The organism is Pseudomonas hydrolytica (assembly GCF_021495345.1).
GTDB classification, from domain to species: domain Bacteria; phylum Pseudomonadota; class Gammaproteobacteria; order Pseudomonadales; family Pseudomonadaceae; genus Aquipseudomonas; species Aquipseudomonas hydrolytica.
The window spans coordinates 4,692,183-4,712,232 of sequence record NZ_CP099397.1 but is presented as its reverse complement, the minus strand read 5'-3'; the positions used below and the strand labels follow the sequence as shown (position 1 = coordinate 4,712,232).

Annotated in this window: 19 protein-coding genes; 12 read left to right on the top strand and 7 right to left on the bottom strand. The window is 66.0% G+C overall.

The genetic code is table 11. The annotated features are described in order from the left end of the window. Nucleotides 1–68: 68 nt before the first annotated feature. Genes L1F06_RS22220 through L1F06_RS22210 form a run of 3 tightly spaced genes read right to left on the bottom strand, consistent with a single transcriptional unit; the run spans nucleotide 69 to nucleotide 1,970 of the window. Nucleotides 69–833, bottom strand: a complete 765-nt coding sequence (locus tag L1F06_RS22220) for a TOBE domain-containing protein (RefSeq protein WP_129482541.1) — start codon at nucleotides 831–833, stop codon at nucleotides 69–71. Between the two features lie 60 nt (nucleotides 834–893). After that, nucleotides 894–1,634: a ComFC family protein gene (locus L1F06_RS22215; RefSeq protein WP_129482542.1), complete on the bottom strand. Its 741-nt coding sequence runs from the start codon at nucleotides 1,632–1,634 to the stop codon at nucleotides 894–896. Between the two features lie 42 nt (nucleotides 1,635–1,676). Then, nucleotides 1,677–1,970, bottom strand: coding sequence for a hypothetical protein (locus L1F06_RS22210; protein WP_004373651.1), 294 nt, complete (start codon nucleotides 1,968–1,970; stop codon nucleotides 1,677–1,679). A gap of 194 nt (nucleotides 1,971–2,164) precedes the next feature. Here L1F06_RS22210 and bioB point away from each other — a divergent pair, with 194 nt between their 5' ends. The 11 genes from bioB (at nucleotide 2,165) to ppk2 (ending at nucleotide 14,622) form a co-directional block, all read left to right on the top strand. After that, nucleotides 2,165–3,223, top strand: coding sequence for a biotin synthase BioB (bioB, locus tag L1F06_RS22205; RefSeq protein WP_012019927.1), 1,059 nt, complete (start codon nucleotides 2,165–2,167; stop codon nucleotides 3,221–3,223). Between the two features lie 48 nt (nucleotides 3,224–3,271). After that, a complete protein-coding gene (gene bioF, locus L1F06_RS22200; protein ID WP_012019926.1) occupies nucleotides 3,272–4,441 on the top strand; it encodes an 8-amino-7-oxononanoate synthase in 1,170 nt (389 codons plus the stop codon). Continuing rightward, the gene (locus L1F06_RS22195; protein ID WP_012019925.1) at nucleotides 4,434–5,159 is read left to right on the top strand and encodes an alpha/beta fold hydrolase; all 726 of its coding nucleotides are present in this window, start codon (nucleotides 4,434–4,436) and stop codon (nucleotides 5,157–5,159) included. Before bioF ends, L1F06_RS22195 begins: the two co-directional genes overlap by 8 nt. 162 nt (nucleotides 5,160–5,321) lie before the next feature. Continuing rightward, on the top strand, nucleotides 5,322–6,125 hold the full coding sequence (bioC, locus tag L1F06_RS22190) for a malonyl-ACP O-methyltransferase BioC (RefSeq protein ID WP_129482543.1): 804 nt from the start codon (nucleotides 5,322–5,324) through the stop codon (nucleotides 6,123–6,125). 47 nt (nucleotides 6,126–6,172) lie between these two features. After that, the gene (gene bioD / locus L1F06_RS22185) at nucleotides 6,173–6,859 is read left to right on the top strand and encodes a dethiobiotin synthase (RefSeq protein WP_129482544.1); all 687 of its coding nucleotides are present in this window, start codon (nucleotides 6,173–6,175) and stop codon (nucleotides 6,857–6,859) included. A 99-nt stretch (nucleotides 6,860–6,958) separates the two neighbouring features. Next, nucleotides 6,959–7,267 (top strand): hypothetical protein, encoded by a 309-nt coding sequence (locus L1F06_RS22180; RefSeq protein WP_090429284.1) that lies wholly within the window; start codon nucleotides 6,959–6,961, stop codon nucleotides 7,265–7,267. A 52-nt stretch (nucleotides 7,268–7,319) separates the two neighbouring features. Further along, complete coding sequence (locus tag L1F06_RS22175) at nucleotides 7,320–8,054, top strand: putative metalloprotease CJM1_0395 family protein (protein WP_129482545.1); 735 nt, start codon at nucleotides 7,320–7,322, stop codon at nucleotides 8,052–8,054. Between the two features lie 170 nt (nucleotides 8,055–8,224). Then, nucleotides 8,225–10,030 (top strand): phenylacyl-CoA dehydrogenase, encoded by a 1,806-nt coding sequence (locus L1F06_RS22170; protein WP_004373634.1) that lies wholly within the window; start codon nucleotides 8,225–8,227, stop codon nucleotides 10,028–10,030. Between the two features lie 115 nt (nucleotides 10,031–10,145). Next, nucleotides 10,146–11,465 (top strand): GGDEF domain-containing protein, encoded by a 1,320-nt coding sequence (locus L1F06_RS22165; RefSeq protein WP_230089956.1) that lies wholly within the window; start codon nucleotides 10,146–10,148, stop codon nucleotides 11,463–11,465. A 165-nt stretch (nucleotides 11,466–11,630) separates the two neighbouring features. After that, a complete protein-coding gene (locus L1F06_RS22160; protein ID WP_004373631.1) occupies nucleotides 11,631–13,409 on the top strand; it encodes an acyl-CoA dehydrogenase C-terminal domain-containing protein in 1,779 nt (592 codons plus the stop codon). A 280-nt stretch (nucleotides 13,410–13,689) separates the two neighbouring features. Then, nucleotides 13,690–14,622 (top strand): polyphosphate kinase 2, encoded by a 933-nt coding sequence (gene ppk2 / locus L1F06_RS22155; RefSeq protein ID WP_004373628.1) that lies wholly within the window; start codon nucleotides 13,690–13,692, stop codon nucleotides 14,620–14,622. A 34-nt stretch (nucleotides 14,623–14,656) separates the two neighbouring features. Here the strand turns inward: ppk2 and L1F06_RS22150 are convergent, their stop codons facing one another. The 3 genes from L1F06_RS22150 to L1F06_RS22140 are packed head-to-tail and all read right to left on the bottom strand — an operon-like array spanning nucleotide 14,657 to nucleotide 17,010. Beyond that, entirely contained in the window at nucleotides 14,657–15,598 is a 942-nt protein-coding gene (locus L1F06_RS22150; protein ID WP_129482546.1) for a PstS family phosphate ABC transporter substrate-binding protein, read from the bottom strand. Nucleotides 15,599–15,602: 4 nt separating this feature from the next. Then, nucleotides 15,603–15,830, bottom strand: a complete 228-nt coding sequence (locus L1F06_RS22145; RefSeq protein ID WP_004373623.1) for a hypothetical protein — start codon at nucleotides 15,828–15,830, stop codon at nucleotides 15,603–15,605. A gap of 19 nt (nucleotides 15,831–15,849) precedes the next feature. After that, nucleotides 15,850–17,010: a Na/Pi symporter gene (locus L1F06_RS22140; protein WP_129482547.1), complete on the bottom strand. Its 1,161-nt coding sequence runs from the start codon at nucleotides 17,008–17,010 to the stop codon at nucleotides 15,850–15,852. Nucleotides 17,011–17,345: 335 nt separating this feature from the next. Here L1F06_RS22140 and L1F06_RS22135 point away from each other — a divergent pair, with 335 nt between their 5' ends. After that, the gene (locus tag L1F06_RS22135) at nucleotides 17,346–19,433 is read left to right on the top strand and encodes a TonB-dependent receptor (protein ID WP_129482548.1); all 2,088 of its coding nucleotides are present in this window, start codon (nucleotides 17,346–17,348) and stop codon (nucleotides 19,431–19,433) included. 4 nt (nucleotides 19,434–19,437) lie between these two features. Here the strand turns inward: L1F06_RS22135 and L1F06_RS22130 are convergent, their stop codons facing one another. Further along, complete coding sequence (locus L1F06_RS22130) at nucleotides 19,438–20,028, bottom strand: HutD/Ves family protein (protein ID WP_129482549.1); 591 nt, start codon at nucleotides 20,026–20,028, stop codon at nucleotides 19,438–19,440. Nucleotides 20,029–20,050 lie beyond the last annotated feature (22 nt).

Sequence of the window (20,050 nt, the reverse complement as noted above, 5' to 3'; positions counted from 1 at the left end):
CGCATAGGTGGAGGCACAGTGTACCTGGCCGATGGTCTGGCCGTCGGGCGGATGCAGCATCACCCGCCCTACAGTTGCGTACCCAGCAGCACCTGGCTGGCGGCGAATTGCGCGCGCACCGGGTCGCCGACGACCAGGCCCAGCGTCGCAAGGTGTTGCGGCTCGACCGAGGCGCACAGGGTCTGGCCGTTGCTCAGGCTCATGCGTACTTCGCTGGGGCCATCGCTGGCCGGCAGGATCTGCTCGATACGGCCTTCCAGTGCATTGCGTTCGGCGTCTGCCGCCTGGCTCAGCGGCTGCAGCTCCAGCCAGCCGGCCTTGATCAGAGCGACCACGCTGCTGCCAGCGCTGAGCTGCAGGTTTTCCGTGCTGTCGTGGGTGATCTGCGCCTGCAGGTGCGCACCGCCAGGCAGTTCGATATCGATGAGGTCGTTGTGGCCGTGGGACTGAATCTGGCGCACGCGTCCGGCGAGCTGGTTGCGCGCGCTGGTGCGCAGCATCAGGCGACCGAGCAGTTCCAGGTCGGCCTCGTCGCCGGCGGCCTGCAGCAGTTGTGTCTGCAGCGCCTGCAGCCGGCGCTGCAATGCCAGCAGGCGCTCGCCGGCAGGCGTCAGGCGCGCGCCGCCGCCGCCCTTGCCGCCGACGCTGCGGCTGACCAGCGGCTGCTCGGACAGGTTGTTCAGCTCGTCGATGGCATCCCAGGCCGCCTTGTAGCTGAGCCCGGCTGCCTTGGCCGCGCGGGTGATGGACCCCTGCTCGGCGATCTGCTCGAGCAGGGCCAGGCGCTTCGGGCGGCGGTTGAGCAGTTGGGCGAGGGGATCGAGTGGCGACATGGCTCTTGGGCGGCTGGAGAACTGCACGGCACGGTGCGGGACTGCGCCATGTGCGTCAAGTCAGCCATCGCCCGGGCGCGGCGTGCGGGCCAGGCAGTAGACATCGACCCGCTGGGCACCGGCGTGGCGCAGCAAACGGGCGAGCGTACCGGCGGTCGCACCGGTGGTGAGTACGTCGTCGACCAGCGCCAGATGGCAGCCGGCAACCTGCGCTTTGGCATCCAGGGTGAAGGCCTGGCGCAGGTTGCGCTTGCGCGTGGCGGCGTCCAGACCTTGCTGCGCGGGCGTGTCGATGCGGCGCTGCAGCCAGTCATGCTGCACCGGCAAACCCAGGCTGGCGCCCAGCCAGGTGGCGAGCATCTGCGCCTGGTTGAAGCCGCGCAGTCGCTGGCGCTTGCGTGCCAGAGGCACTGGTAGAAGCACTTGCGGTCGCGCCAGCCCTTCGTCGTAGGCGTGGCTCAGGTGCTCGGCCAGCAATTCGCCGAGCAGGCGGCCGTGAGGCCATTGGCCCTGGTGCTTGAAGCGGGTGATCAGGTTGTCCACCGGAAAGGCGTAGCGCCACGGCGCTTCCACGCGGGCGAAGCTCGGCGGCTTGTTCTGGCAGGCGCCGCAGATCATGCCTTGGGCCGGTAGCGGCACTGCGCAGACCTGGCAGTGTGCGCCGAGCCAGGGCAAGTCGGTCTGGCAGGCGCTGCAGATGCTCAGTTCGGCGTGATCGCTGGCTTCATCGCACAGCTGGCAGTGGCGCCTGGGGCGCAGCCAGGCAAGGCGATGCGCGAGCGAAGCTGGAAAGAGCGGCATGCGGGCTCGTCCGTGAGCGAAAACTCTGAGGCTAGTCTGCCCTCAGCGAATCAGCCAACCCATCACCACCAGACCGAGGAACAGCCAGATGACGCCGCCGACGATGGAGCGGCGCAGCAGCGCGCGTATGCCGCTGTAGAGAAACAGCAGGCCGATGATCAGCAGGATGATGCTGAAGATCGACACATCCATGCCGATGGCGCTGGCCAGACCGTGGAGAAAATCGTCGATGGCATCGGCCACGGCGCCCAGCGCGCCGGAGAGCATGTCGACGACGAAGCGGATGGCGCGGCCCAGAGCATGGCCCAACCCTTCGAAAAAACCTTCTACCAGCATGCAAGCGTCCTGTTGTGGGAGTAGGTATTTGGCAAGATGCCATGATGGAAGTTCGATTGTTCAATTATTGATCTATCGTCAACCTGTGCCTTTCTTGCGGTTGACAGCATCCAACTGCCACATATGATGGCCTGAGCCTGAATGCCCCTGTGGGCCCGACAACAGATGCCGCCAAGCGTCGAAGGACTTCTCAAATGAGCGCAACCGCCGCAATCACCACCCGCCACGACTGGACTCTCGCCGAGGTTCGCGCACTGTTCGAGCAGCCGTTCAACGACCTGCTGTTCCAGGCGCAGAGCGTCCATCGTCAGCACTTCGACCCCAACCGTGTGCAGGTTTCCACGCTGCTGTCGATCAAGACCGGCGCGTGTCCGGAGGATTGCAAGTACTGCCCGCAGTCCGGCCACTACAACACCGGCCTGGACAAGGAAAAGCTGATGGAGGTGGAGAAGGTGCTCCAGGCCGCCGCCGAGGCCAAGGCCATCGGCTCCACCCGCTTCTGCATGGGCGCGGCCTGGAAGCATCCGTCGGCCAAGGACATGCCCTACGTGCTGAAGATGGTCGAGGGCGTGAAGAAGCTCGGCCTGGAAACCTGCATGACCCTGGGCAAGCTGACTCAGGAGCAGACCCAGGCGCTGGCCGAGGCGGGGCTGGACTACTACAACCACAACCTCGATACCTCGCCGGAGTTCTACGGCAACATCATCACCACCCGCACCTATTCCGAGCGTCTGCAGACCCTGGCCTACGTGCGTGAGGCGGGGATGAAGATCTGCTCCGGCGGCATCCTCGGCATGGGCGAGTCGGTGGACGACCGCGCAGGGCTGTTGATCCAGCTGGCCAACCTGCCGGAGCACCCGGAGAGCGTGCCGATCAACATGCTGGTCAAGGTCAAGGGCACGCCGCTGGCCGAGGAGAAGGACGTCGACCCGTTCGATTTCATCCGCACCCTGGCCGTGGCGCGCATCATGATGCCAAAATCCCACGTGCGCCTGTCCGCCGGCCGCGAGCAGATGAACGAGCAGATGCAGGCCCTGGCCTTCATGGCCGGCGCCAACTCAATCTTCTACGGCGAGAAGCTGCTGACCACCGCCAACCCCCAGGCGGACAAGGACATGGCGCTGTTCAAGCGCCTCGGCATCAAGCCGGAAGAGCGCGAGGAACATGCCGACGAGGTGCACCAGGCCGCCATCGAGCAGGCGCTGGTCGAGCAGCGCGATTCCAAGCTGTTCTACAACGCCGCCTCGGCCTGATTCCTCTTGTGTGGGAGCGAGCGCTGCTCGCTCTTACGGAAACCGTGCATGAGCTTCGATCTCGCTGCCCGCCTGGCCGAGCGCCAGGCCGCCGATCTGTTCCGCCAGCGCCCGCTGTTGCAGACCCCACAGGGGCCACAGGTGCGCGCCGACGATCAGGAGCTGCTGGCCTTCTGTTCCAACGACTACCTGGGCCTGGCCAATCACCCCGAGGTGATCCGTGCCCTGCAGCTGGGTGCGGAAAAATGGGGCGTCGGCGGCGGCGCCTCGCATCTGGTGATCGGCCACAGCACGCCGCACCATGAGCTGGAAGAGGCGCTGGCGGAATTCACCGGGCGCCCGCGGGCGCTGCTGTTCTCCACCGGCTACATGGCCAACCTGGCGGTCGTCACCGCGCTGCTCGGTCAGGGCGACAGCGTGCTGCAGGACCGTCTCAACCACGCCTCGCTGCTCGATGCCGGCCTGCTTTGCGGCGCGCGTTTCTCGCGCTACCTGCACAACGATGCGGTGAGCCTGGCCAATCGCCTGCGCAAGGCCAGCGGCAACTGCCTGGTGGTCACCGATGGCGTGTTCAGCATGGACGGTGACCTCGCCGATCTGCCGGTGCTGTGCGCCGAAGCGCGCGCCCGGGACGCCTGGGTAATGGTTGACGACGCCCATGGCTTCGGCCCGCTGGGCGCCACCGGCGGCGGCATCGTCGAGCACTTCGGTCTGGGCCTGGATGAGGTGCAGGTGCTGGTCGGCACGCTGGGCAAGGCCTTCGGTACCGCCGGCGCCTTCGTCGCCGGCAGCGAGGAACTGATCGAGACCCTGATCCAGTTCGCCCGCCCCTACATCTACACCACCAGCCAGCCGCCGGCGGTGGCCTGCGCCACCTTGAAAAGCCTGGAGCTGCTGCGCAGAGAAGGCTGGCGCCGCGAGCACCTGCAGCGGCTGATCGCGCGCTTTCGTCAGGGCGCGGCCGAGATCGGCCTGAGCCTGATGGACAGCCCGACGCCGATCCAGCCGATCCTGGTCGGCGACAGCGCCCGGGCGCTGAAACTCTCGGCCCTGCTCAAGGACCGCGGCCTGCTGGTCGGGGCTATCCGTCCGCCCACCGTACCGGCGGGCAGCGCGCGGCTGCGCGTGACCCTGTCCGCCGCGCACAGCGAGGCGCAGCTCGAGCTGCTGCTCGAAGCCCTGGCCGAGTGCTGGCCGCAGGTGCAGGCCGATGCGTGAGACGCTGATTCTGTTGCCGGGCTGGGGCCTGGATGGTGCCGTGCTGCAGCCGCTGGCCGAGGCGCTGGGTGACGAACTGCAGGTGCACGTTGCCGATCTGCCGGCGCTGACCTCGGTCAGCGTGCCGGATTGGCTGGACGAGCTGGACGCGCGTCTGCCGGGCGATTGCTGGCTGGCCGGCTGGTCGCTCGGCGGCATGCTCGCCGCCGCCCTGGCCGCGCGCCGCGGCGAGCGTTGCCGTGGCCTGATCGGCCTGGCCAGCAACGCACGCTTCGTTTCCAGCGACGCCTGGCCGCAGGCGATGCCGGCTGATACCTATGCCACCTTCTATGAGGGTTGCGCGCACAACGCCGGCGCCACCCTCAGGCGTTTCGCTATGCTCTGCGCCCAGGGCAGCGGCGACGCCCGAGGCCTGGCGCGCTTGCTGCAGGCCAATGTGTTGGCCAACGAGCCTTCGCTGCTGGCCGGATTGCAGGTACTGGCGACGCTGGATAACTGTACCGCGCTCGCGACCTTCGCCGGACCGCAGCTGCACCTGCTGGCCGAACAGGACGCCCTGGTGCCGGCCGCCGTCGCCGATGAGCTGCTGGCGCTGCTGTCAGCCGGCGAGGTGGACGTGCTGGAGGGCTGCGGCCACGCCTTCGTTGTGGAACAACCGCAGGCCCTGGCGGGGCTGCTGCTCGAGTTTATCCGCGAGGCCAGCGATGGCGACGCGTAGGAGGCCGACTTGCTGCCGCGAAGTGCCGCAATCCCTTGGTGCGCATGGCGCACCCTACGTGCAGGCGCCGCACCCTCGCTTTCCCGGTATGCCGAGCACTCGTAGGGTGCGCCGCGCGCACCAGCTGCAGACGTCCCATGGCATCTCCTGCAGGGGCGGTCCATGAGCGAGTACGCCCAGCCCGGCGGCCTGCCGGACAAGCGCCAGGTCGCCGCCTCCTTTTCCCGCGCGGCCGAAAGCTACGACGCCGTTGCCGAGTTGCAGCGCAGCGTCGGCGTGCAGCTGTTGGCGCGTCTGCCCGCATCGCTGCAGCCACAGCGCTGGCTGGATCTGGGCTGCGGCACCGGATTTTTCACCCGCGCCCTGGCCGAGCGCTACCCGTCAGGCGAGGGCGTGGCGGTGGATATCGCCGAGGGCATGCTGCGTCATGCTCGGCCGCTTGGCGGTGCGACGCATTTCATCGCCGGCGATGCCGAGGCGCTGCCACTGCAATGCGCCAGCGCCGATCTGCTGTTCTCCAGCCTGGCCCTGCAGTGGTGTGGAGATTTTCAGCGGGTGCTGAGCGAGGCCCGGCGCGTGCTGCGTCCCGGCGGTGTGATGGCCTTTTCCAGCCTGTGCGTCGGCACTCTGCAGGAGCTGCGCGACAGCTGGCAGGCGGTCGATGGCTTCGTCCACGTCAATCGCTTTCGCCGGTTCGAGGATTATCAGCAGCTCTGCGCAGGCGGCGAGATGCAGGTGCTGGCGCTGCAGCACCGGGCCGAAACCCTGCATTTTGCCGATTTGCGCAGCCTGACCAGTTCGCTCAAGGACCTCGGCGCGCACAACCTCAATCCCGGCCGCCCGGGCGGGCTGACCGGGCGCGCGCGGATTCGCGCGCTGATCGAGGCCTACGAGACGTTCCGCCAGCCAGCCGGGCTGCCCGCCACCTACCAGGTGGTCTACGGCGTGCTGGGCAAACCCCGCTAGAGCTGTTTCGGTGTCGCGCGCTCGAATACAGCACAGAGGAAAACGATATGACCCACGCTTACTTCGTTACCGGCACCGATACCGAAATTGGCAAGACCACCATCGCCGCCGGCCTGCTGCATGCCGCGCGTCTGCGAGGGCTGAGCACGGCGGCGGCCAAGCCGGTGGCCTCCGGCTGCGTCGCGAGCGCCGATGGCCTGCGCAATGACGATGCCCTCGCGCTGCTTGCGCAGTGCTCCCTGCCGCTGCGCTACGAGGAGGTCAACCCCTTCGCCTTCGCGCCGGCCATCGCGCCGCATCTGGCAGCGCGCGAGGCCGGGGTAAGGCTGGATGTCGCCAGCCTGCTCGGGCCGGCAAAGGCGATCCTGGCCAAGGGCGCGGACTTCGCTCTGGTGGAAGGTGCCGGTGGCTGGCGTGTGCCCCTGGCCGGCGCCGAGAACCTCTCCGACTTCGCCGTGGCGCTCGAGCTACCGGTGATTCTGGTGGTGGGTGTGCGCCTGGGCTGCATCAACCATGCGCTGCTCAGCGCGGAGGCCATCGCACGTGACGGCCTGAGCCTGGCGGGGTGGGTGGCCAACGTGGTCGACCCGCACACCTCGCGCTTGGAGGAAAACCTCGCCACCCTGGCCGAGCGCCTGCCTGCTCCTTGCCTGGGCCGTGTGCCGCACCTGGCGAGCGCTTCGGCCGCTGCAGTGGCGGAGCATCTCAGCCTTGAGCGGCTGGCAGACTGGTAATAAACAGCAAACAGACGATAGCCTTTTGTCTGTACATTTTTTAGCCGTCTTCTGCTTCAATACAGGGCGTCAGGTTCTATTTCCCGCAGGGAGCTGTCGATGGAAATCTCCGCCAATGCATTCAACTCGGGTCTGAGCGGCATTCAGGCCGGGCAGCGTCGTGTCGAGCAGGCTGCCGTCGAGATCGCCAGCAATTCCGTCAGCCAGCCAGCGCAGCAGCCAGCGAGCCAGCAGACCCCGGCACAGAATCAGGTCAACCAGGCGCCACGCGCTGCCGAGCAGACCCGTCCCGACCTCGCCGAGAGTCTGGTGGCGCTGCGCGTCGGTGAGAACGAGGTGCGCGCCAACGCACGGGTGGTGGAAACCGCCGACGAAGTGCTGGGCACCCTGATCGACACCCGTGCATAGGTAGTTCCGCCCCGGCCGCTGCAGCGGCCAGCAACGGGGCAGGAGGGAGCACATGCTGATCGGCAACAGCCTGCCGTCGTTCGCACCTGCGCCCTCCGCTGCGCCGGCCCGCCCGCTTTCGTCCGATGTCTCCCCCGATATGCTCCGTGCCGATCTCCCGCCGGTGGCCGCTGCTCAGGAGCAGCAGGCGGATTCGGCCGCCTCGGAACGCGAGGAGGCCGATCGTCCTTCCACCGAAGGGCGTGCCGGCGACAGCGAGCCCGGCCCGCAGGAGCAGCGTCTTGAGCAGCTGGAAATCGCCGAGCTGGCGCAACGCGACCGCGAGGTCCGCGCTCACGAGCAGGCGCACGCGGCAGTGGGCGGTCAGTACGCCGGGGCTCCCACCTACAGTTTCAAGCGCGGGCCCGATGGCCAGCGTTACGCCGTGTCCGGCGAAGTCAGCATCGATACCGCGCCCGTTCCCAACGACCCTGAAGCCACCTTGCGCAAGATGGAGATCGTCCTGCGCGCGGCGCTGGCCCCGGTTGAACCCTCTGCGCAGGACCTGCGCGTGGCTGCGCTGGCTCAGGCGCAGGCTGCCCAGGCACGCGTCGAGCTGGCCGAGCTGCGTCGTGAGGAAGCCGCGGCGGCGGAGCAGGCGCGCGACGAGCGCGCACGGTCCCGGCGCGACGAGCAGGAACAGACGAGCCAGCAGCGGCAAGCCCCGCCGTCTGCGCCTAGTCTTGATCTGTATCGGCGCCTGGGTGAACTGCCGGCGCCTGAGCCGCGTGTCGATCTGGTCGCGTAGCCGGCCGATTGGCAGCGCTTGACAAGGGGATGGCGTAAACGTATGTTTCAAACGCCTGTTTGATTGCTTCGGCCGCAGCCTCGTGGCCAGGCAGCCGGGAGTGATCCCGAGAGCGACCGCCAAAGCCGGTCACCCCAACTACTAGGAATCCACCGCAGAGGTTTACCGTTATGCCTGACTACAAGGCCCCCTTGCGTGACATTCGTTTCGTTCGTGACGAGCTGCTGGGCTATGAAGCTCACTACCAGAGCCTGCCAGGTTGCCAGGACGCCACTCCGGACATGGTCGACGCCATCCTCGAAGAAGGCGCCAAGTTCTGCGAGCAGGTTCTGTCGCCGCTGAACCGTGTGGGTGATACCGAAGGCTGCACCTGGAGCGAATCCGGCGTGAAGACCCCGACCGGCTTCAAAGAGGCCTATCAGCAGTTCGTCGAAGGCGGCTGGCCGAGCCTGGCGCATGACGTCGAGCACGGCGGCCAGGGCCTGCCGGAATCCCTCGGCCTGGCCATCAGCGAGATGGTCGGTTCGGCCAACTGGTCCTGGGGCATGTACCCGGGCCTGAGCCATGGTGCGATGAACACCCTGAGCGCTCACGGCACCGACGAGCAGAAGCACACCTACCTGACCAAGCTGGTTTCCGGCGAGTGGACCGGCACCATGTGCCTGACCGAGCCGCATTGCGGCACCGACCTGGGCATGCTGCGCACCAAGGCCGAACCGCAGGCCGACGGCAGCTACAAGGTCACCGGTACCAAGATCTTCATTTCCGCTGGTGAGCACGACATGGCCGACAACATCGTCCATATCGTTCTGGCCCGCCTGCCCGATGCCCCGGCCGGTACCAAGGGTATCTCGCTGTTCATCGTGCCGAAGTTCCTGCCCAATGCCGAAGGCGGCGTAGGCGAGCGCAACGCCGTTTCCTGTGGCTCCATCGAGCACAAGATGGGCATCCACGGCAACGCCACCTGCGTGATGAACTTCGACGGTGCCACCGGCTACCTGATCGGCCCGGCCAACAAGGGCCTGAACTGCATGTTCACCTTCATGAACACCGCTCGTCTGGGTACCGCGCTGCAAGGCCTGGCCCACGCCGAAGTCGGTTTCCAGGGTGGCATCAAGTACGCCCGCGAGCGTCTGCAGATGCGTTCGCTGACCGGCCCGAAAGCCCCGGAAAAAGCCGCCGACCCGATCATCGTGCATCCGGACGTGCGCCGCATGCTGCTGACCATGAAGGCGTTCGCCGAAGGCAACCGCGCCATGGTCTACTTCACCGCCAAGCAGGTGGACATCGTCAAGTACAGCCAGAACGAAGAAGAGAAGAAGGCCGCCGACGAGCTGCTGGCCTTCCTGACTCCGATCGCCAAGGCGTTCATGACCGAAGTGGGCTTCGAAGCCGCTTCCCACGGCATGCAGATCTACGGTGGCCACGGCTTCATCAGCGAGTGGGGCATGGAGCAGAACCTGCGCGACTGCCGCATCTCCATGATGTACGAAGGCACCACCGGCGTTCAGGCGCTGGACCTGCTGGGCCGCAAGGTGCTGATGACTCAGGGCGGCGCCCTGAAGAACTTCACCAAGATCGTGCACAAGTTCTGCCAGGCCAACGAAGCCAATGACTCCGTCAAGGAGTTCATCGAGCCGCTGGCCAAGCTGAACAAGGAGTGGGGCGACATCACCATGAAGATCGGCATGGCTGCGATGAAGGATCGCGAAGAAGTCGGTGCCGCCTCCGTGGACTACCTGATGTACTCCGGTTACGCCTGCCTGGCCTACTTCTGGGCCGACATGGCGCGCCTGGCCGCCGAGAAGCTGGCTGCCGGCACCGGCGACGAGGCCTTCTACAAGGCCAAGCTGCAGACCGCGCGCTTCTACTTCGCACGTATCCTGCCGCGCACCCGCGCGCACGTCGAAGCCATGCTGTCCGGCGCCAACAACCTGATGGAAATGGACGAAGAGCATTTCGCGCTCGGCTTCTAAGTCCTGATCGGTTGAACCGCAACGCCGCCCCTCGGGGCGGCGTTGTCGTTTTTGCGCCGTGCATTGAAGCGAATGTCGCATCCTGTCGCTGTTTTCAAGGGGCGAAGCAAGCAGAATGCCTTCATCTATCGTCCGGGATGCCAGCGTGATTCGTCCGGCCAATCTGCGCCTCAGTCACTTCTTCTCCTCGCTGCCCTTGCTGGTCGGTGGGCTGGTGGCTGCACGCTTGCCGGCGCTCGGCGAATTCTTCCTCTCCCTGTTCAACGTGTTGCCGACGCTTCTTCTGCTGCTGGGGGGCGCCTTCTGTCTGGTCTATGGCCGCCAGCGCGAAGTGTTCCTGCTGCTGGCGCTGTATGTCGGCTATTTCCTGCTGGATATCCAGATCGATCACTTCCGTGACGGCGGTCAGGTGCGCGACGATGCCGCGCTGGTCTTTCACCTGGTCTGCCTGCTGCTGCCGCTGCTCTACGCCTTGTACGGCTGCTGGGAGGAACGTTCGCACCTGGCGCAGGACATGCTGGCTCGCGCGCTGGTGCTGCTGGCGATCGGTGCGGTGGCCTTCGGCCTGGCGCGGCGTTATCCGCAGGGCATCGCCGAGTGGCTGGCGCAGATTCACTGGCCGGCGCTGCATGGCGCCTGGATGAACCTGGCGCAGCTGGCCTATCTGATGTTCCTGCTGGCCTTCGTCGCCTTGCTGGCGCAATACCTGCGTCGTCCCCGCCCGCTGCACGCGGCGCAACTGCTTGGCCTGTGCGGCCTGCTATGGATGCTGCCGCAGGTATTTATCCTGGCCAATGCGTTGCAGGTGATGATCAGCATGGTGATGCTCATGCTGGTGGCTTCGGTGGCTCATGAGGCCTACCAGATGGCGTTCCGCGACGAGCTCACCGGGCTGCCGGGTCGGCGCGCACTCAACGAGCGCCTGCAGCGTCTGGGGCGTGACTATGTGATCGCCATGGTCGACGTCGATCATTTCAAGAAATTCAACGACACCCACGGTCACGATGTCGGCGATCAGGTGCTGCGCCTGGTCGCCAGCCAGCTGCGCAAGGTCGGCGGTGGCGGCAAGGCCTATCGCTATGGCGGCGAGGAGTTCACCCTGCTGTTCCCCGGCAGGAGCCTGGAGCAGTGCCTGCCGCATATGGAGACCGTGCGCCTGGCCATCGAGCAGTACCGCATGCAGTTGCGCGACAAGCAGAACCGGCCGCGCGACGATCGTGAGGGCAAGCCGCGCCGCGCCGGCAAGGGGGCCAGCGAGGTGTCGGTGACCGTCAGCATTGGCGTGGCCGAGCGCAAGGCCGAACAGCGCAACCCTCAGGAAGTGATCAAGGAAGCGGACAAGGCGCTGTACAGCGCCAAGGCTGCCGGGCGCAACTGCATCCGCAGCGCCGGCCAGCGTCGGGGCGCCGTCAAGCTGGCCTCCGGGGGCGAATAGCCAAGCCGGCGACGAGCGGTTGATGAGGTTTTCCCTCGCTCTTCATCAATCAAATAGTTAGTGACCTGTTGTGAATATATGGTCACAACACGACCCTATGTGTCTGTAAAGTTGTTCCAGTAAACTCGGCCCTCTCACGTAAGTCCGTTTTTCCGAGGATGTGTCATGGCCGATTACCAAGCCCCCCTGCGCGACATGCGCTTCGTGCTCAATGAAGTCTTCGAAGTTTCCAAGCTCTGGGCCGAGCTGCCGGCCCTGGCCGAGGTGGTCGATGCCGAGACTGCCAGCGCCATCCTCGAAGAAGCCGGCAAGGTCACCGCCGGCAGCATCGCCCCGCTCAACCGCAGCGGCGACGAGGAAGGCTGCTCCTGGGACAACGGCGCGGTGAAGACCCCGGCCGGTTTCCCCGAGGCCTACCAGACCTACGCCGAAGGCGGCTGGGTCGGTGTCGGCGGTTCGCCGGAGTTCGGCGGCATGGGCATGCCCAAGGTGATCGGCGCCCAGGTCGAGGAAATGGTCAACTCGGCCAACCTGTCCTTCGGCCTGTACCCGATGCTGACCGCCGGCGCCTGCCTGTCGATCCTCAACCACGCCAGCGAAGAGCTGAAGGCGCAGTACCTGCCGAACATGTACGCCGGCGTCTGGGCCGGTTCCATGTGCCTGACCGAGCCGCATGCCGGTACCGACTTAGGGATTATCCGCACCAAGGCCGAACCTCAGGCCGATGGCAGCTACAAGATTTCCGGCACCAAGATCTTCATCACCGGCGGCGAACACGACCTGACCGAGAACATCATCCACCTGGTGCTGGCCAAGCTGCCGGACGCACCGGCCGGGCCGAAGGGCATCTCGTTGTTCCTGGTGCCCAAGTTCATGGTGGGTGCCGACGGCTCGCTGGGCGAGAAGAACGCCCTGGGCTGCGGCTCCATCGAGCACAAGATGGGCATCAAGGCCTCGGCCACCTGCGTGATGAACTTCGACGGCGCCACCGGCTACCTGGTCGGCGAAGTGAACAAGGGCCTCAATGCCATGTTCACCATGATGAACTACGAGCGCCTGGGCGTCGGCATCCAGGGCCTGGCCCTGGGCGAGCGCAGCTACCAGAGCGCCATCGAGTACGCCCGCGAGCGCATCCAGAGCCGCGCGCCGACCGGCCCGGTCGCCAAGGACAAGGCCGCCGACCCGATCATCGTGCACCCGGACGTGCGCCGCATGCTGCTGACCATGAAGGCGCTGAACGAGGGCGGTCGCGCCTTCTCCAGCTATGTCGCCATGCAGCTCGATACCGCCAAGTACAGCGAGGACAAGGACACCGCCAAGCGTGCCGACGAACTGGTGGCGCTGCTGACCCCGGTAGCCAAGGCCTTCCTCACCGACATGGCGCTGGAAACCACCGTGCACGGCCAGCAGATCTTCGGCGGCCACGGCTTCATCCGCGAGTGGGGCCAGGAGCAGCTGGTGCGCGACTGCCGCATCACCCAGATCTACGAAGGCACCAACGGCATCCAGTCGCTGGACCTGATGGGGCGCAAGATCGTCGGCAGCGGCGGCAGCTACTACAAGCACCTGGCCGACGAGATCAAAGCCTTCGTCGCTTCGGCCGATGCCAGCCTCGCCGAGTTCACCAAGCCGCTGGCGGCTGCAGTGCAGAACCTGGATGAGCTGACCGCCTGGGTACTGGACCGTGCCAAGAGCAACCCTAACGAGATCGGTGCGGCCTCGGTGGAATACCTGCACGTCTTCGGCTACACCGCCTATGCCTATATGTGGGCGCTGATGGCCAGGGCCGCGCTGGGCAAGGAAGGGCAGGACGAGTTCTACGCCAGCAAGCTGGGCACCGCACGCTTCTACTTCGCCCGTCTGCTGCCGCGCATTCACTCGCTGAGTGCGTCGGTCAAGGCCGGTAGCGAGTCGCTGTATCTGCTCGACGCCGCGCAGTTCTAAGCGCCTCCGGCACCATCCGAAAGCCCCGGCCCCAGTGCCGGGGCTTTTGCGTTCAGGGCCTCTGGTGCGAGGTGCAACGAATGCCATATCGCGTCGCTTCGTAGCCCGGATGCAATCCGGGGCAGATCGTCACTTCCCGGATTGCATCCGGGCTACGGTAAAGCGCCGCCGGTGCGCGCGGCGCACCCTACGTGGTGGGTTTTGCCGGTCACGCCGCTGTCATTGCTGCTCGCTAGCCTGTGGCGACCCAGTGGGGTAATCCAGTCAGCGAGGAGCCGTCATGACCGATCCGATGCACAGTTCGTTACAGGCCTACGAGCAGTTGCTGCAGGCCGAATTCCAGGACAGCCTCGACGAGGAACTGGAAATGGAGCTGGACGATGCGCGCATGGATGGCCTGATCGCCCGCGCCGAGGGCGGCGTTCCGCTACAACCGGGCGATCTGTCGCGGCGCACCTACTTCTCCGAGTTGCTGCGTCTGCAGGGCGAGCTGGTCAAGCTGCAGGACTGGGTGGTGCACAACCACCTCAAGGTGGTGGTGCTGTTCGAGGGCCGCGACGCCGCCGGCAAGGGCGGGGTGATCAAGCGCGTCACCCAGCGTCTCAACCCGCGTATCTGCCGGGTCGCGGCGTTGCCGGCACCCAACGACCGCGAACGCACCCAGTGGTACTTCCAGCGCTACGTGCCGCATCTGCCGGCCGCCGGGGAAATGGTCCTGTTCGACCGTAGCTGGTACAACCGCGCGGGCGTCGAGAAGGTCATGGGCTTTTGCAGCGATGCCGAGTACGAGGAGTTCTTCCGCTCGGTGCCGGAGTTCGAACGCATGCTGGTGCGCTCCGGCATCCTGCTGATCAAGTACTGGTTCTCCATCACCGACAACGAGCAGAACCGCCGCTTCCTGGCGCGCATTCACGATCCGCTCAAGCAGTGGAAACTGAGCCCGATGGACCTGGAGTCGCGGCGACGCTGGGAGGCCTACACCCAGGCCAAGGAAGTGATGCTCGAGCGCACCCATATCCCCGAGGCGCCCTGGTGGGTGGTGGAGGCCGACGACAAGAAGCGCGCGCGGCTCAACTGCATCGCCCACCTGCTCAGCCAGATCCCCTATCAGACGGTGCCGCGGGCGCAGGTGCAACTGCCGGCGCGGGTCTACAACCCGGACTATCTGCGCATGCCGGTACCCGACAGCATGCTGGTGCCGGCGCGCTACTAGTCACCGCTTGCTGCCCAGGCGGCCCTGCGCGCGCTCAGGGTGCCTTGCTCAGGGCCTCCAGGCTGCTGCGGTAGCTGTCGCGGGCCAGCGGCATATAGCCGGTGAAGTGAATCCAGCCGGGCAGGCCGTCCAGGTAGTGGCGCAGGAAGCTGTCCAGCAGCGGCTTGTCCGCCAGGCTGCGCTGGCTGACGTAGAGAAACAGCGGCCGGGTCAGCGGCTGGTAGCGGTTCTGCGCGACAGTCTCCAGGGTAGGGAAGACCGCGCCGTTGCCGGCGTCGACGGCCACCAGCTTCAGCTCGTCCCAGTGCCGGTGGTAGGCGCCGATACCGAAGAAGCCCAGGGCATTGGGCTCCGCGGCGATGGACTTGGCGAGAAACTCCTCGTCCTCGCTGGCCTGGTAATCCTGCCGGCTGCTGTGCGTAGTGCCGACGATGGCCTGGGTGAACACGTCGTAGGTGCCGGAGTCCTGGCCGCGGCCGAACAGCACGATGGGCTCATCCGGCCAGTCCGGGCGCAGGTCGCGCCAGCTGTTGAGCTTTTTCTCGGCAGCCGGCGACCAGAGTTTCTTCAGCTCCTCGACGCTGATGGCATCGACCCAGGTATTGGCCGGATTGACCACCACGGCGATGGCGTCCATGGCCAGCGGCACGACGCGAAAGTCGATGCCGTTGGCCTGACACTGGGCCAGTTCTTCGGCATTGATTTCCCGCGAGGCGTTGCTGATGTCGGTCTCGCCGGCGCAGAAGCGGCGAAAGCCGGCCGCGGTGCCGGAGAAGTCCACGGCTATACGGCTGCCCCCGGCCGTGCGCTCAAAACGTCGCGCCGCCTCGCGGGTCAACGGAAACACCGTGCTGGAGCCGTCGATACGCAGGTCGGCCGCGGCCGAAGTCAACGGTGGCGCCTCGTCGCAGGCGCTGAGCAGGCTGACGGCGAGGCCGCCGAGCAGGGTCTTGGCGAGAGAGAGTCGGGTCGTCATGGGATCACGCCTTGGGCTTGCGCCATTCCTGTTTCAGCGAATTCCAGAACAGCTGCAGGCTGCTGAGCTTGGTGTCGACGGCATCGATATAGTCGTCGAGGTGCTCGATCTGCTGGTGCTGGGCCTGCTCCTGCGCCTCCATCCCGGCCAGTTGCGTCTCCAGCTCGTTGAGGGTTTCGCGCAGCTCGTGGATGCGCTGCTGGGTTTCCTGGCGACTCTGTTCGCGTCTCATGGCAACTCCTTGGCAGGGCTCAGATCTGGCTGGCGCCGATCAGCAGCAGGGGCAGGGCGAAGAACAGGCCGGCGATATAGGCGACCACGTAGAGCTTGCTGCGCTGCGCCAGCGTGGCCAGGCCCTCGGCGATCATCGGCGGTACGCCACGCAGCAAGGGCAGGGCGTAGATGATGAGGATGCCCAGCAGGTTGAACAGCAGGTGCACCAGGGCGATCTGCATGGCCACCTCCGCGGTCGGCCCGGTGATCGCGGTGGCAGCCAGCAGCGCGGTGACGCAGGTGCCGATATTGGTGCCAAGGGTGAAGGGGTAGACCTGCTTGAGGCTGAACACGCCGCTGCCGGCCAGCGGCACGATCAGCGCCGTGGTGGTCGAGGACGACTGCACCAGCACGGTGATCACGCTGCCCGAGGCGATGCCGGACAGCGGGCCGCGGCCGACGCTGGCGTGCATGATGTCCTTGGCGCGGCCGACCATCACCTTGCGCAGGACCTTGCCGATGACCGTGACCACGAACAGGATCATCGCCACGCCGATCAGGATCAGCGCGACGCCGCTCCATACGGCGCCGGGCAGCCAGCTGACGCTGCCCGCGAGCAGGTCGGAGGCCGGCGACAGCAGGGTCTTCATGAAGTTGACGCTCTTCATGTCGACGCTGGCATCGCTGACCAGCAGGCCGGCGAGCGATTCCGACAGGCGCTGCAAGGGCTGGAACAGCAGCTCCAGCGGCAGCAGGATGGCCACCGCGGTGATGTTGAAGGCGTCATGCACCGTGGCTGCCGAGAAGGCACGGCGGAACTCCTCGCCGCTGCGAATATGGCCGAGGCTGACGATGGTGCTGGTCAGCGAGGTGCCGATATTGGCGCCCATGATCAGCGGAATGGCGATGGGAATCGGCAGGCCGCCGGCGACCATGCCGACGATGATCGAGGTCACGGTGCTGGAACTCTGGATCAGCGCGGTGGCCACCAGGCCGATCATCAGGCCGACCAGCGGGTTGGTGGCGAAGGCGAACAGTTCGCGGGCGTTGTTGCCGGTGGCGGCCTTGAAGCCGTCGCCGATGGCGCCAACGCCGGCCAGCAGCAGGTAGATCAGCGCCACCACCAGCAACCAGGACAGCCATTGGCGCGTGGCCGGCAGCGAGGGTTCGACGGTCAAGGCATCGGCATTGGCGGTCATCGGCCATTCTCCCTTGGGGCAGCGATGGCTCGATGTTGGCGGCGCGGGGTTAAGCTTTCGTGACCGCGGCAGGGTGTCTTCAGCCCTGCCGATACAGCCAGGCCACATAGAACAGAGCGGCGAGAAAAGCCTTCCTGGGCTTCTTGGGTATCCATCACCGCGTCCGGGCAGGTCGATGGCGCTGCCGCAGGAGTAAGCCTGTTGGTGCGAGCCCTGTTCTTGAGCTCGATCAGTGGTGTTATAGTATAACGTTACTATAATCGAGCCGCAGCGCTCGAACCTGCCGACCTGCGTGCCTGCCGGCGCGCCATTTCATTCGTAATGTGAGGTTTTTCATGAGGTTGTATCGCCATCCCCTGGCCTGGGCCGTGACTGTTGCCCTGTTGCCGGTTCCTCCCGCTTTTGCCGAAAACCAGCCCATCGAGCTGGAGTCCAGCGTAGTCAGCGCCAGCCCGTTGGCGGGTTCGACCGCTCGCATGGTCACGCCGGCGGCGGTGCTGGAAGGCGATGAGCTGATCGACCGACGTCAGGCTACCCTCGGCGGTACCCTGGACATGTTGCCCGGCGTGCGCGGCAGTTCCTTCGGTGCCGGCGCCAGTCGTCCGGTCATTCGTGGGCAGGATGGCGCGCGGGTGAAAGTGCTGTCCGATGGTGTCGATGTGCTCGATGCCTCGACCATCAGCCCGGATCACGCGGTCACCGTCGAGCCGATGCTGACCGAGCGTATCGAGGTACTCAAGGGGCCGGCGACGCTCCTGTATGGCGGCGGCGCCATCGGCGGCGTGGTCAACGTGATCGACAAGAAGGTGCCGACCCACGCCCCGGTCAACGGCTACGAGGGTGAGCTGGAATGGCGTGGTAACACGGTGGCCAACGAGAGCACCGGACTGTTCGGGATCACCGTCGGCAGCGGCAACTTCGCCGCGCGCATTGAGGGTCTCAAGCGCAATGCTGACGAGTACGAGATTCCCGGCGCCGAGGGCGATCCGCGTTCGGACAAGCAGTTGGGTTCCTACAACGACACTGAGACTGGCACCGTCGGCGCCAGTTGGGTTGGTGAGCGCGGCTACCTCGGCCTGGCCCATACCCGGCAGAAGAATCGCTATGGCTTGCTCGCGCATGCCCACGCCGATTGCCACACTCACGGTCCGGCCGACTGGCATTGCGTAGACGAGCATGATCATGGTCACGGGCATGACGACCACGACGATGACCACGACCACGGTGAGCATGAAGAAGAGCATGAGCATGCCGAGGGCGTGCCCTATATCGATATGGATCAGAAACGCTGGGACCTGCGTGGCGAGCTGAGTGATCCTTTCGATGGATTCGAGAGCGCCCGTCTGCGAGTCGGTCACAGCGACTACCAGCACCGCGAGATGGAAGGCGGCGTCGCCTCCACCACCTTCAAGAACAAGGCCACCGACGCCCGTATCGAACTGACCCACGAGCCGCTGCTGGGCTGGCGTGGCGTACTCGGCGTGCAAACCCTGCGCCGAGATTTCGAAGCCCTCGGTGAAGAGGCCTATGTACCGCCGACCCTGACCCGCAATCACGCGCTGTTTTTGCTCGAGGAATACAATCTGGGCGACTGGCGTTACGAGCTGGGGCTGCGTCACGAGTGGCAGGACATCGATGTCGACGGCGCGCAACCCGACACCGATCACCGTGGCACTTCGGTCTCCGCCGGGGCGGTCTGGACCTTTGCCCCGCAGTATTCCCTGGGCTTCTCGCTGTCGCGCTCCAAGCGTCTGCCAACCGCCGAAGAACTGTATGCCAACGGTCCGCACGCGGCGACCCGCACCATCGAGCTGGGCAACCCCGAGCTGGACGAGGAAACCTCGCACAACGCCGAACTGACACTGCGCAAGTTCGCCGGACGCACCACCTTCAGCCTGAGCCTGTACCGCAACCAGGTGGACGACTTCATCTACGCCGCCGAAACCGGGCATGAGCCTGGCGCCGGCTACCGCGAGATCGAGTACCGCCAGCACGATGCTGTGCTGACCGGTGCCGAGGGTGAAGTGCGTTTCCAGGCTACCGCTGCTCTGGCCATGACCCTATTCGGCGATCATGTGCGCGGTAAGCTGCGCGATGGCGGCGGCGATTTGCCGCGCATCCCGGCTGACCGTCTGGGCGTGCGGTTGGAGCAGGCCTTCACTCCGGCGCTTGGCGGTCAAGTGGAGTTCTACCGGGTACAGCGTCAGGATGACAGTGCCGACTACGAGAGTAATACCTCCGGCTACAACATGCTCGGTGCCGGTCTCAGCTATCGCGGCAACCTCGGGCACACCGGCTACACGGTCTACGTGCGCGGCGACAATCTGCTCGACAGCAAGGCACGTGAGCATACCTCCTTCATCAAGGACGAGGTGCTGCTGCCCGGACGCAACCTGACCCTGGGTATGCGCTTGAGTTTCTGACGCCTCAGCGTCGATACATTCTGCCCACATAGAGCCGGGCCGGCTGCGCACTGCGAAGCGTCAGCCGGCCCGTTTCTTTTTCCAGCAGCAGGCCGCGATCCGGGTCTAGGCGCAGGTGCTGGCCGTCGGGCAGCTGGCAGCCCAAGTTCGAACCGGCCTGGCACCAGAGCAGCAGCACTTCGGCAGCGTTCTCCAGCGTCCGCTCGCCATCCAGAGGCAGCAGCTGCAGCTCGTGGCGCCAGGCGTCGCGGCGGGTCATCAGGTTGAAGTCGCGCACCGGACCGGCGTCGAGCGCCGCGCAGATCGACTCTTCGCCGGTAAACGCCAGGGGCGCTTCGCCTGGGCGCAGGCGTTGCGAGCCGGCACCTGCCCGTTGCAGGGTCAGGCTCTCGCCGGCCAGCAGCGCCAGGCTGCGGTCGACCCCGGGAAAGCGCGAGAACGGTCCGCTGCTGGCGACCCGGGCGCAACTGATGCGCCAGGCGAAATCCTCCAGCCCGGCGCCCGCCGGCGCGATGGCCAGTTCCAGGGTTTCGCCGCCGCCGTTCTTCCAGGGCATGACGCGGGCAGTGGCGAGGTCGAGCAGGGTGCAGGGCATGGCTTCTCCAAATGTATATACA

What these genes read in the sequence shown, in the direction of transcription:
- L1F06_RS22150 (WP_129482546.1), bottom strand. Translation starts at nt 15,598, where the DNA reads ATGACGACCCGACTCTCTCTCGCCAAGACCCTGCTCGGCGGCCTCGCC.
- L1F06_RS22170 (WP_004373634.1), top strand. Translation starts at nt 8,225, where the DNA reads ATGCCTGACTACAAGGCCCCCTTGCGTGACATTCGTTTCGTTCGTGAC.
- L1F06_RS22180 (WP_090429284.1), top strand. Translation starts at nt 6,959, where the DNA reads ATGGAAATCTCCGCCAATGCATTCAACTCGGGTCTGAGCGGCATTCAG.
- bioF (WP_012019926.1), top strand. Translation starts at nt 3,272, where the DNA reads ATGAGCTTCGATCTCGCTGCCCGCCTGGCCGAGCGCCAGGCCGCCGAT.
- L1F06_RS22145 (WP_004373623.1), bottom strand. Translation starts at nt 15,830, where the DNA reads ATGAGACGCGAACAGAGTCGCCAGGAAACCCAGCAGCGCATCCACGAG.
- L1F06_RS22210 (WP_004373651.1), bottom strand. Translation starts at nt 1,970, where the DNA reads ATGCTGGTAGAAGGTTTTTTCGAAGGGTTGGGCCATGCTCTGGGCCGC.
- bioB (WP_012019927.1), top strand. Translation starts at nt 2,165, where the DNA reads ATGAGCGCAACCGCCGCAATCACCACCCGCCACGACTGGACTCTCGCC.
- L1F06_RS22160 (WP_004373631.1), top strand. Translation starts at nt 11,631, where the DNA reads ATGGCCGATTACCAAGCCCCCCTGCGCGACATGCGCTTCGTGCTCAAT.
- L1F06_RS22130 (WP_129482549.1), bottom strand. Translation starts at nt 20,028, where the DNA reads ATGCCCTGCACCCTGCTCGACCTCGCCACTGCCCGCGTCATGCCCTGG.
- L1F06_RS22220 (WP_129482541.1), bottom strand. Translation starts at nt 833, where the DNA reads ATGTCGCCACTCGATCCCCTCGCCCAACTGCTCAACCGCCGCCCGAAG.
- L1F06_RS22140 (WP_129482547.1), bottom strand. Translation starts at nt 17,010, where the DNA reads ATGACCGCCAATGCCGATGCCTTGACCGTCGAACCCTCGCTGCCGGCC.
- L1F06_RS22175 (WP_129482545.1), top strand. Translation starts at nt 7,320, where the DNA reads ATGCTGATCGGCAACAGCCTGCCGTCGTTCGCACCTGCGCCCTCCGCT.
- bioD (WP_129482544.1), top strand. Translation starts at nt 6,173, where the DNA reads ATGACCCACGCTTACTTCGTTACCGGCACCGATACCGAAATTGGCAAG.
- L1F06_RS22195 (WP_012019925.1), top strand. Translation starts at nt 4,434, where the DNA reads ATGCGTGAGACGCTGATTCTGTTGCCGGGCTGGGGCCTGGATGGTGCC.
- L1F06_RS22165 (WP_230089956.1), top strand. Translation starts at nt 10,146, where the DNA reads ATGCCTTCATCTATCGTCCGGGATGCCAGCGTGATTCGTCCGGCCAAT.
- ppk2 (WP_004373628.1), top strand. Translation starts at nt 13,690, where the DNA reads ATGACCGATCCGATGCACAGTTCGTTACAGGCCTACGAGCAGTTGCTG.
- L1F06_RS22135 (WP_129482548.1), top strand. Translation starts at nt 17,346, where the DNA reads ATGAGGTTGTATCGCCATCCCCTGGCCTGGGCCGTGACTGTTGCCCTG.
- L1F06_RS22215 (WP_129482542.1), bottom strand. Translation starts at nt 1,634, where the DNA reads ATGCCGCTCTTTCCAGCTTCGCTCGCGCATCGCCTTGCCTGGCTGCGC.
- bioC (WP_129482543.1), top strand. Translation starts at nt 5,322, where the DNA reads ATGAGCGAGTACGCCCAGCCCGGCGGCCTGCCGGACAAGCGCCAGGTC.